This is a genomic window from Verrucosispora sp. FIM060022 (genome assembly GCF_003977705.1).
In the GTDB taxonomy this organism is placed as follows: Bacteria; Actinomycetota; Actinomycetes; order Mycobacteriales; family Micromonosporaceae; genus Micromonospora; species Micromonospora gifhornensis.
On record NZ_RQIV01000015.1, the window covers coordinates 68732 to 79731 of the forward strand.

Genomic DNA, 11000 nt, shown 5'->3' on the forward strand with positions numbered 1-11000 from the left:
TCCCACATTAAGCAACACGGACCACCATATGAGCCAGTCGAAGGACTGAGGTAGCCATGAAGATGCGCACGTTGCGGGTAGCAGCCGCGGCCCTGCTGATTACGGTCGCTGGGGCCGCATGCGCGGAGAACCAGACGGCAGACGGCTCCGGTGGCTCCGCCGCCGAACCGTCCGCCAACGTCACGTTCGGTGTGGGGGTGGACCCGGCCTACTCGCCGATCTACCTGGCCGACCAGGACAAGCTGTTCGCCGCGTCGGGGGTCAACGTGACGGTGACCCAGTTCCAGGAGGGCACCGGCGGCCTCGACGCGATCCTGGCCAAGCAGGGTCAGTTCACCGCCAGCACCGAGTCCAGCCTACTCAACCGGGCTACTCGCGGTGACATCAAGGGCCTGGCCGTCTTCTCCCAGTCGCCCAGCTTCATCAAGCTCGTCGCCCGCGACGGAATCTCCGACGTGACCGGCATCAAGAAGTACGGCGTCGTGCCCGGCACGGTCAACGAGTACGCCACCAACAAGGTGCTCGCGGCCAAGAACATCAGCCGGGACTCCGTCGAGTTCGTCAACGCCTCCCCCGCCGAGATGCCGGCGCTGCTGCAGCGCGGCGACGTCGACGGTTACATCATGTGGGAGCCGTGGCCGTCGCGCGGTGTCGCCAACGGCGGCAAGATCCTCCTCACCAGCGGCGACATCGGCTACGTCTACAACCTCGTGATCGGCGTGGACGGCGCCTGGTACGAGGCGAACAAGGACGCCGCCAAGAAGGTCGTCGACACCATCGGCAAGGCGTGTGACCAGCTCACCGCCGACCCCGCCAAGGCCGGCTCGGTCACCGAGAAGGCGATCAAGGTTCCGGCCGCCGAGGCGGAGAACCTGCTCAAGGGCGTGGAGTGCAAGGTCCGCGACTTCACCGACGAGGACCTGAAGCGCTACGCCGAGATCGCCCAGTTCCAGCAGGACAGCAAGATCGTGGAGAAGGCGGCCGACCCTGCGACGGTGATGATCAGGGGTCTGGTGTGACGCCCCACAGCACCCGTACGGCAGCCCCGACCGGCCGGTCATCGTCGACCGGCCGGGGCGGGGCCCCCGTCTCCCTGCGCGACGTCGACATCCGCTTCGGCGACTTCGACGCGGTACGCGGGGCGACGCTCGACATCGCGGCAGGCGAGTTCGTCTGCCTGCTCGGGCCCAGCGGTTGCGGCAAGTCGACCCTGCTCAACGCGGTCGCCGGGTTCGTCACTCCGGCCGGCGGCGAGGTCACCTGCGGCAACGCCCCGGTCACCGGGCCGGACGTGTCGCGCGGTGTGGTCTTCCAGAGCGCGGAGGCACTGTTCCCCTGGTTGACCGTCCGGCAGAACGTCAGCTTCGGTCCCCGGATGCGGCGCATGCCGAAGGCGCAACGCGCCGCCGTGGAGGACCGCTACCTGGCGATGGTCGGGCTCAGCCACAGCGCGGACAAGTTCCCCAGCCAGCTCTCCGGCGGCATGCGGCAGCGGGCGCAGCTGGCCCGGGTGCTGGCCAACGAGCCCTCCGTCGTCCTGATGGACGAGCCGTTCGGGGCCCTGGACGCGCAGACCCGGCTGGTCATGCAGGTCGAGCTGGACCGGATCTGGCGCGACACCGGCGCCACCATCCTGTTCGTCACCCACGACATCGGCGAGGCGATCCTGCTCAGCGACCGCATCGTCACCATGACGGCCGGCCCGGCCGCCGCCATCAAGAACGTCTACCCGTGCGACCTGCCCCGACCGCGTGACCTCACCGACCCGGCCAGCGCCGCCCTGTTCCGGCAGCTGCGCGAGGACATCGGCGAGGAGGTGGCCCGGACCCTGCGGGCCCAGGGGCTCGACGACGGGCACGACGGCCGGTCGACCGGCGATCAGAAAGGGGCGGGACGATGACCGTCGACGTACGCACCGACCCGGCGCCGGCCTCGGTCGCGCCGCGCCGCCCGGCACGGCGCCGTAGCGCCAAGCCCCGGTTGACCCGGATCGGGCTGTCGGTGCTCTCCGTGGCCCTCGGCATCCTCGTCTGGGACCTGGTCAGCCGCAACTACACCGCGTTCTTCCTGCCGTCGCCGATGCTGACCTGGCAGGGCGCCGTCGACCTGGTCCGGGACGGCACCCTGTGGGACTCGGTCACCGCCTCGTCGACCCGCATCCTGACCGGCTGGGCGCTCGGTGTGGTGATCGGTGTGCCGGTGGGGCTGCTCATGGGATGCATCCCCTGGCTGCGGCTGATGCTCGACCCGTACATCCAGTTCTTCCGGTTCGTGCCGCCGATCGCCTTCGTCACCCTGGCGATCATCTGGCTCGGCCCGGGCGAGGCGTCCAAGGTCGCGCTGATCTTCTACACCACCGTCTTCATCGTCGCGCTCAACACCCTCGCCGGTGTGCTGGCCGTCGACGATCTGCGGCTGCGGGCCGCCCGTGCGCTGGGCGCCTCGCCGCTGCGCACCCTCGTGTCGGTCGTGCTGCCGTCCACGGTGCCGCACGTCGTCACCGGTGCCCGGCTCGCCATGGGCAACTCGTTCCTGACGATCGTCTCCGCCGAGATCGTCGCGGCGCAGAGCGGGCTGGGCTCGCTGATCTGGACCGCCCGCAACTACGCCAAGACCGAGTGGGTCTTCGTCGGCATCCTCGCCCTCGGACTGCTCGGCTACCTCTTCGACTGGATCTTGCGCACCGTCACGCGGACCACCCTGCGCCGCTACGGCGTCACCTTCTGACGCCGCCGCCGCACACCGCCTGACGGTCGGTCTCCCCTCTCCACGAAAGGCACTTCCGCATGCTCTGCATCGGCGTCGACATCGGCGGCACGTTCACCGACGTGATCGTCTACGAGCCGGCCACCGCACGGCTCGCCGAGGCGAAGACGCTGTCGACGCCGCACGATCCCGCGGCGGCGATCTTCGAAGGGCTGGCCAAGCTCGGCGTCTCCCTGGACGCGGTGGACCGCTTCGTGCACGGCACCACCCGGGTGACCAACGCCCTGCTGGAGGGCTCCGGCGACCCGGTCAGCGTGGTCACCACCGACGGCTTCCGCGACGTGCTGGAGATGGGCCTCGGGCACCGGCCGCAGCTCTACAGCGTCAAGGAGGCGGCCCGCCCGTCGTTGGTGCCCCGCTCCCTGCGGCACACGCTGCGGGAGCGGGTCGCCGCCGACGGCTCGGTCATCGAAGCGCTCGACACCAGCCACCTGGACGAGGTCCTGGACCGGGTCGCCGCCGCCGGTCCGGGCACCGTCGCGGTCTGCCTGCTGCACTCGTACCGCAACCCGGCTCACGAGCGGGCCGCGGCGCGACGGCTCGCCGAGCGCTACCCGAACCTGGTCTGCACGGTCTCCTCGGACGTGGTGCCGGAGCAGGGCGAGTACGAGCGGTTCGCCACCACGGTGCTCAACGCCAGTGTCCGGGGCACCGTCGCCGACTACCTGCGCGGGCTCGGCACCGCCCTGGCCGGTGCCGGCTACCTGCATCCACTGTCGATCATGACCAGCAGCGGCGGCGTCGTCTCCACCGACGAGGCCAGCCGGCTGCCCATCAACCTGGCGCTGTCCGGCCCGGCCGGCGGTGTCGCCGCTGCCGTCTACGTCGCCGGTCTGGCCGGCCACTCGAACGTGATCACCTGTGACATCGGTGGCACCAGCACCGACGTCTGCCTGATCAAGGACGGCGCGCCGCTGATGACAAGCGACGGGACGATCGCCGGCTACCCGAACCGCACGTTCCAGGTGGAGATCAACACGATCGGGGCCGGCGGTGGTTCCATCGCCTGGCGTGACCTCGGCGGCGAGCTGCGGATCGGCCCCCGCAGCGCCGGCTCCACACCCGGCCCGGCCTGCTACGGCCGCGGCGGCACCGAACCGACCACCACCGACGCCCACCTGCTGGTCGGGCACCTCGACCCGCAGGAGAGCCTGGGCGGCGAGGTGCAGCTGGACCCGGCACCCGCGCAGGCGGCCACCGAGGTGCTCGCCGAGCAGCTCGGGCTGGACGCGATGGAGCTGGCGCACGGCATCCTGCGGCTGGCCACCATCAAGATGACAAGCGCGATCAAGGAAATCTCGGTGGCCCGCGGCCACGACCCCCGCGACTTCGTGCTGATGCCCTTCGGTGGCGCCGGTCCGATGCACGCCACGGCGCTCGCCGACGAACTGGGCATCAGCCGGGTGCTGGTGCCGCCGGTGCCGGGCAACTTCTCCGCGCTCGGGTTCGTCACCGCCCGCGCCCGGCACGACTACGTGCGTACCGTCCTGGCCGCCGCCGACGAGTCCGGCCTGGCCTCGGCGCGGGCCGTCGTCGCCGAGTTGGAGGACGCCGCCCGGGCGCAGCTCAAGGCGGAGGACGGGGTCGAGGCCGACCAGGTGTCATTCGCGCTGACGGTGGGGATGCGCTTCCGCGGCCAGAGCCACCACCTGGCCGTCGCCGTCGACGGCCTGCCCGCCACCGCCGAGGACCTGGTCGCGGCCTTCCACGCCGCGTACGCCGAGCGGTACGCCTACGTGCGCACCGACCACCCGGCCGAGATCGTGAACTGCCGGCTGACCGCCTTCGGGCCGAGCCCCGTGGTGCGTTTCGCCGCCCCCTCCGGCGGCGAGGCCCAGCCGGAGCGGACCCGGCTGTACGGGCCGGACGGCTGGGTGGACGCCGCCGTGTGGCGGCGCAGCGAGCTGGGACCGGGCATCCGGGTGACCGGCCCGGCCGTGGTGCGGGAGAACGGCAGCACCACAGTCGTCGGGGCCGGCTGGAGCGGCGCGGCCGACGAGCACGGCAACCTGCTGCTCACCCGGGACTGACCATGGCGCCACTCGCCCTCGACGCCGTGCTGCTCGACGCGGCGGCGCGGCACCCGGACCGGCCGCTGTACGCCTTCGCGGAGCTGGACCGCCCGGTCACGTACGCCGAGTTCGCCGAGCTGGCGGGCCGGGGGGCCGCCGTGCTGGCCGCCCACGGCATCGGCCGCGGTGACCGGATCGCGGTGTGGTCGGAGAACAGCCTCGCCTGGCTGACGCTGCTCGCCGCGGCGGCCTGGCGCGGCGCGGCACTTGTCACCCTGCACCCCGGTCTGACCGGGGCGGAGTTGGCCGAGGCGGTGGCCCGCGCCCGTCCGCGCCGGCTGTTCGTGGCCGGCCGGATCCGCGACCGGGACGCGGTCGCCGAGGCGGACGCCGCACTGACCGGTGCGCCGTACGCGCCGGACGGCATCCACCCGCTTGGTGACGACGGCGGCCGCCAGGCGCTGGCGGGCCTGCCCGGCTGGGCCGACCCGACGCCGGAACCGGTAGGTGACGCCGACGCGGTGCTGAACATCCAGTTCACCTCGGGCTCCACCGGCCCGGCGAAGATGGTGACGTTGAGCGGCCGCAACCTGGTGCGCAATGCGCAGTGGACGGCTCAGGCGGCCGGGCTGCACGCCGGCGACGTCCTCGCCTCGCCGCTGCCGTTGGCGCACGCCGCCGGGCTGAGCAGCGGCGCGGTGCTCGCACTTGTCACCGGGGCGCTGTGGGTGTCGACCCGCCGGTTCCGTTCCGAGACGGTGCTGGACCTGATCGAGCGGCACCGCTGCACCGTGCTGCAGGCCGTCCCGACGATGGCCACGATGATCGCCGATCGGGTGCAGGCCGAGCCTCGGCGGTGGGACATCTCCTCGCTGCGGGTCGGTTTCCTCGGCGGCGCGCCGTGCCCGCCCGCACTGCGGGAGCGGACCGTACGCGTGCTGGGCCTGGACCGGGCGGCCGTCATCTACGGCCAGACCGAGGCAGGTCCCACGATCAGCGTCGACCCGGGCGACGGCAGCTGTGCCCCGGTCGGGCTGACCGTCGGGCGGATCGTGCCCGACCTCGACGCGGTCGTGGTGCAACCCGGCACCCGGCACCCGGTGCCGTCGGGTGAGGCCGGGGAGCTGCTGGTGCGCGGCGAGTCGGTCACCTCCGGCTACTTGGACGACCCCGCCGCCACCGCCGCCGCCCTGACCGACGACGGTTGGCTGCGCACCGGCGACCTCGGCGCGCTCAGCTCCGAGCGGGTGTTCACGCTCACCGGCCGGGTCAAGGAACTCGTCATCCGTGGCGGCGAGAACGTCAGTCCGGCCGAGGTGGAGGCCGTGCTCTGCGAACACGACACCGTCGGTCAGGCCTGCGTGCTCGGTGTGCCGTCGGCGCGCTGGGGTGAGGAGGTCGGTGCGCTGCTGATCGCCGCGCCCGGCGCACGGCTCGACATCGACGACGTGCTCGCCGCCGTGGCCGGGCGACTGGCCCGGCACAAGCTGCCCACCCGGGTACGCGTGGTCGCCGACCTGCCGCTGCTGCCGTCCGGCAAGGTCGACCGACGCGCCGCGCTGACACTGTTCGAGGGGGAGAACTGATGCAGCTGGGGTCGTGCTTTCTCGATTCGCTGACGGTCACCAGCTTCTTCGGCAACGCCGAGATGCGCGGGGTGTTCAACGACCGGCAGCTGATGCAGTCCTGGCTGGATGTGGAGGCGGCGCTGGCCCGTGGGCAGGCGTCGCTGGGGATCATTCCGCAGGCCGCCGCGGATGCCATCTCGGCGACGGCCCGGCTGGAGAAGCTGGACGCGGCGGCCCTGGCCGCCGATGCCGAGGACACCGTGCACCCGCTGGTGCCGCTGGTGCGTGCCCTGACCGCGGCCTGTCCGGGTGACGCGGGGCGTTACGTGCACCTGGGCGCCACCACGCAGGACGTGATGGACACCGGCTTCGTCCTGCGGGCCCGGGCCGGCCTGGACATCGTCGGCCGACAGCTCGACGAGTTGGTACGGCTGTTGCGGCGGTTGGCGCTGCGGCACCGCAGCACCCCGATGCCGGCACGCACGCACGGCCAGCAGGCGTTGCCGACGACGTTCGGGCTGCGGCTGGCGGTGTGGCAGAGCGAGTTGCAGCGCCACCGCGCCCGGCTGCGGGAGATGCGCGCCCGGCTGCTGGTGACGAGCATGGGCGGGGCGGCGGGCACCATGGCCGGGTACGGGCCGCAGGCGTTCGCGCTGGAGCGGGCTGTCGCCGAGGAGTTGGGTCTGGGGGTGGCGGACACCCCCTGGCATGCCACCTCCGACCGGTTCGCCGAGTGTCTGATGGTGCTGGGCCTGGTGGCGTCCAGCGGCGAGAAGCTGGCTCGGGAGGTCTACTTCCTGGGTCGTACCGAGGTCGGCGAGGCGTACGAGCCGCAGCGGGCAACCCAGGTGGGCAGCAGCACCATGCCGCACAAACGCAACCCGATCCGCTGCGAGGCGGTGATCGCGGCGGCCAGCACGCTGCGGGCGCAGGTGCCGTTGGCGCTGCAGACGATGGTCGCGCAGGACGACCGGGACATGGGCGTCGGCATGACGCTGTGGAAGCTGCTGCCGGAGTGTTTCATCCTCATCGGTGGTGTCCTGGAACGCCTGGTGGAGGTCTTCGGTGACCTGGGCGTGAATCCGGACCGGATGCGCGCCAACCTCGACATCACCGGTGGGCTGGTGCTGTCGGAGGCGGTGATGTTGCGGCTGGCCGGCCCGTTGGGTCGTGAGCAGGCGCACCACCTGGTGATGCGGGTGGTACGCGACAGCCTGGAACAGGGTCGCCCGTTCGCCGAGGTGCTGCGCGGCGACCCGGAGGTCGCCGCCGCCCTGTCCGGCGGGGACATCGCCGAACTGCTCGATCCGCTGTCGTACGTCGGTCACGCGGCCGCCCTGGTGGACCGCGCCCTGCTCACCTCGGAGTCGCCCTGATGAACGAACCGTCCGTGTTGCTGGAGCGGGCCGGTCGGCTGGCCCGGATCACGCTGAACCGCCCGCACCGGCGCAACAGCTTCGACCTGGCGATGCTGGCCCGGTTCGAGGACGTGCTGCACGAGGTGGGCCGCGACTCCGAGGTGGAGGTGCTGGTGCTCACCGGCGCCGGGTCGGCGTTCTGCGCCGGCACCGACCTCGACGAGCTGGCCACCCTGGACGCGGCGACGACCATGCACGTGCAGCGCCGTACGGCCGAGGTGGTGGAGCGCTGGTACCGGATGGAGCAAACCACGGTGACCGCGTTCAACGGCCCGGCGATCGGCTCCGGGGCGGTGCTCGGTCTCGCCGCCGACCTGCGGGTGGCCGCCGACAGCTGCTTCTTCACCTTCCCCGAGGTCACCTTCGGTATCCCGCTGACCTGGAGCGGCATGGCGATCCTGGCCGATCTGGTCGGCGCGGACCGGGCGAAGCGCTGGCTGCTGCTGGGCGATCGGATCACCCCGGCCGAGATGCTGCGGCACGACCTGGTCACCGCGGCGGTGCCGGCGGACGAGCTGGGCGCGGCGTGTGACGCGGTCATCGAGCGGCTGCTGGCCGTCTCGCCGGTGGGCCGGTCGATGACGAAGCGTGCCGCCCGGCTGGCCGGGCCGAGGTTCGAGGCCGCCGCCAACGACTCCTATCTGGGGGCGTTGAGCGTCGCGTTGCGGCCGGCGGGCGCGTACCCGAAGGGCGGGAAGTCGTGAAGGTGTACCAGTTGCTGGCGGACGCGCTTGTCGCCCAAGGCGTCGACACGGTGTTCGGCCTGCTCGGCGACGCGAACATGTTCCTCGTCAGCGACCTGGTGGCCCGGCACGGGGTGCGGTTCGTGGCGGCCCGCAACGAGAACGCCGCGGTGATGATGGCCGACGGGTACGCCCGCGCGACCGGCCGGTGCCCGGTGGCCACGGTGACGCAGGGTCCGGGGTTGGCCGTGGCGGGTGCCGCGCTGACCATCGCCCGCCAGGCGCGTACGCCGCTGGTGCTGGTGGCGGGTGACACCCCGCCCGGCGACCCGGGGCATGTGCAGAGCTTCCCGCAGCAGCCGTTCGCGTTGGCCACGGCGGGTGAGATGGTGCCGGTGGTGGCTGCGGCGAACGTGGCCCGGGACGTCGCCACGGCGTTCCGGCTGGCCCGCTCGGCTCCTGGGCCGGTGGTGTTGAACGTGCCGATCGACCTGCAGGACCAGGACGTCGCGGACGATGTGCCGGCGCCGGTCGCCGTGGCGGCTACCCGCCGGCCGGGGCCGCCGGCGGCGCACCCGGACGACGTGGCGATGCTCGCCGCGCTGCTCCAGCAGGCCGAACGGCCGGTGGTGCTGGCCGGGCGGGGCGCGGAGGCGGCCGCGGCGGCGGTACGGGAGTTGGCGGATCGCACCGGTGCCGTGCTGGCCACCACGCTGATGGCCGGGGGTCTCTTCGCCGACCATCCGTACTGTCTGGGGGTGGCGGGTGGTCTGGCCCGGCCGCTGGCCCGGCGGGTGTTGGGTGAGGCGGATCTGATGGTGGCGTTCGGTGCCGGGCTCAACCGGTGGACCGCGGACCATGGCCGGCTGTTCGGCCAGGCCACTGTGGTGTGCGTCGACATCGACCCGGCGGCGTTGGGTGACCGTTGGCCGGTGGATGTGCCGGTGGTGGGCGACGCGGAGACGGTCGCTTCGGCGGTGTCGGCGGTGCTACCGGTGATCTCGCGGCCGCAGTGGCGGTCGGCGGAGCTGGCGCGGGAGGTGGCGGCGGCCGACGCGTTCGCCGGGCTGCAACCGTTGCAGGCGGCGGACCGGATCGACCCGAGGGCGTTCATCCGGGTCTGCGCCCGCAGACTGCCGCCACAACGCACCACGGTGGTGGGGGTGGGGCACTTCGGCGGCTGGCCGAACCTGTTGCTGGATTCACCGGCGACGGACCGGGCGCTTGTCGCCCCGTGGGAGTTCGGCAGCATCGGCGTGGGGCTGCCGTTCGCGGTGGGTGCCGCGGTGGGCCGCCCGGACCGGCCGGTGGTGGCGTTCGAGGGTGACGGCAGTCTGTTCACCGGGCTCGGTGAGCTGGACACCTTGGCCCATACGGGCGCGGCGGTGCTGTTGATCGTCCTGGACGACTCGGCGTACGGGGCGGAGGTGCGCAAGCTGCGTCCGCGTGGGGTGGATCCGGCGCTGGCCCGCTTCCCCGACCGTGACCTCGCTGCGGTGGCTCGGGCGCTGGGTGTGCCGGCGTGGACGGTGACGGACGAGGCCAGTGCCGACGCCGCGTTCGACGCGGTGCTGCCGGTCACCGGCCCCGCCCTGCTGCACGTGCGGGTGCACCCGGACGCCGTGCAGGAACACTTCTGAGCCGGTCAGTCCCCCCAGACCGCACCCACGCCATGACCCAGCTGACGCGACAGCTCGTTCGCCGTGCGTACGGCGGCGGCGGCCAGTTCGGCGACGCGGGTCTCGTCGAGGCGGAAGATCGGCCCGGAGATGCTGATCGCGGCGGTGACCTGGCCGAGCCGGTCGCGTACCGGCGCGGCGACGACCCGCAGGCCCTCTTCGCTCTCCTCGTCGTTGAGCGCCCATCCCTGCTCGCGGACCTGGTGCATCCGCTTGGCGAAGGTGTCCAGGTCGGTGATGGTGTTCGGGGTCAGCGGTGTGAACTGGGTGTCGGCGAACATGGCGCGGATCTGCTCGTCGTCGAGGTCGAGCAGCAGCGCCTTGCCGGCTGCGCTGCACCACAGCGGGATGCGCCGGCCGAGGCGGGAGACGAGCTGCACGTTGCGGGTGCCGCGCTCGATGTAGATCGACAGGGCATCCAGCTCGTCGCGGATGGACAGGTTGACCGACTCGCCCTCGTCCTGGGCGAGCTGGTGCAGCAGTGGCCGGGCCAGGGCGTGCATGTCGAGGCCTTCGAGGAAGCAGGCGCCCAACTCGAAGACGGTGACCCCGAGCCGGTACGCGCCGGTCTCCTCGTTGCGTTGCAGGAAGCCGGTGTCGGCGAGCGCCCGGAACAACCGGCTGGCCGTCGACTTGTGCAGTCCCAGCTCGCGACTGACGTCGCTGACCTTGCGTTCGACGCCGCCACTGCGGAAGGCCAGCAGCACGCTGAGCGCGCGGTCGAGCGCCTGGGTGCCCGATTCCCGGGCGGCCGGTCCCTCCGCAGCTGGGGACGGTCCTGCGACCTGCGACATCTTGCTTCCCACCTTCTCGGTTGCTAGTGTTTCACAATATAAACCACGGACCACATTATGGTCCATGCACGGGACCACAT

General features: G+C 72.2%; 9 protein-coding genes. 8 read left to right on the forward strand and 1 reads right to left on the reverse strand.

Annotated elements, in window-relative coordinates:
* The first annotated feature begins 56 nt into the window (after positions 1 to 56).
* Genes EG812_RS27105 through EG812_RS27140 form a run of 8 tightly spaced genes read left to right on the forward strand, consistent with a single transcriptional unit; the run spans position 57 to position 10087 of the window.
* The gene (locus EG812_RS27105; RefSeq protein WP_013733332.1) at positions 57 to 1019 is read left to right on the forward strand and encodes an ABC transporter substrate-binding protein; all 963 of its coding nucleotides are present in this window, start codon (positions 57 to 59) and stop codon (positions 1017 to 1019) included.
* The gene (locus EG812_RS27110; protein ID WP_126713250.1) at positions 1016 to 1900 is read left to right on the forward strand and encodes an ABC transporter ATP-binding protein; all 885 of its coding nucleotides are present in this window, start codon (positions 1016 to 1018) and stop codon (positions 1898 to 1900) included. Before EG812_RS27105 ends, EG812_RS27110 begins: the two co-directional genes overlap by 4 nt.
* Complete coding sequence (locus EG812_RS27115) at positions 1897 to 2727, forward strand: ABC transporter permease (RefSeq protein WP_013733330.1); 831 nt, start codon at positions 1897 to 1899, stop codon at positions 2725 to 2727. The genes EG812_RS27110 and EG812_RS27115 overlap by 4 nt, the downstream gene beginning before the upstream one ends.
* 59 nt (positions 2728 to 2786) lie before the next feature.
* Positions 2787 to 4796 carry a hydantoinase/oxoprolinase family protein gene (locus tag EG812_RS27120; protein WP_126713251.1) on the forward strand — a complete coding sequence of 670 codons (2010 nt, stop codon included), beginning with the start codon at positions 2787 to 2789 and terminating at the stop codon, positions 4794 to 4796.
* A gap of 2 nt (positions 4797 to 4798) precedes the next feature.
* Positions 4799 to 6364 carry a class I adenylate-forming enzyme family protein gene (locus EG812_RS27125; protein ID WP_126713252.1) on the forward strand — a complete coding sequence of 522 codons (1566 nt, stop codon included), beginning with the start codon at positions 4799 to 4801 and terminating at the stop codon, positions 6362 to 6364.
* Positions 6364 to 7722: an adenylosuccinate lyase gene (gene purB, locus EG812_RS27130; protein ID WP_126713253.1), complete on the forward strand. Its 1359-nt coding sequence runs from the start codon at positions 6364 to 6366 to the stop codon at positions 7720 to 7722. Before EG812_RS27125 ends, purB begins: the two co-directional genes overlap by 1 nt.
* Positions 7722 to 8468: an enoyl-CoA hydratase/isomerase family protein gene (locus tag EG812_RS27135; RefSeq protein ID WP_126713254.1), complete on the forward strand. Its 747-nt coding sequence runs from the start codon at positions 7722 to 7724 to the stop codon at positions 8466 to 8468. The genes purB and EG812_RS27135 overlap by 1 nt, the downstream gene beginning before the upstream one ends.
* Positions 8465 to 10087, forward strand: coding sequence for a thiamine pyrophosphate-binding protein (locus tag EG812_RS27140; protein WP_126713255.1), 1623 nt, complete (start codon positions 8465 to 8467; stop codon positions 10085 to 10087). Before EG812_RS27135 ends, EG812_RS27140 begins: the two co-directional genes overlap by 4 nt.
* Positions 10088 to 10092: 5 nt before the next feature.
* Here the strand turns inward: EG812_RS27140 and EG812_RS27145 are convergent, their stop codons facing one another.
* Positions 10093 to 10920 (reverse strand): IclR family transcriptional regulator, encoded by an 828-nt coding sequence (locus EG812_RS27145; protein ID WP_013733324.1) that lies wholly within the window; start codon positions 10918 to 10920, stop codon positions 10093 to 10095.
* Positions 10921 to 11000: the final 80 nt, after the last annotated feature.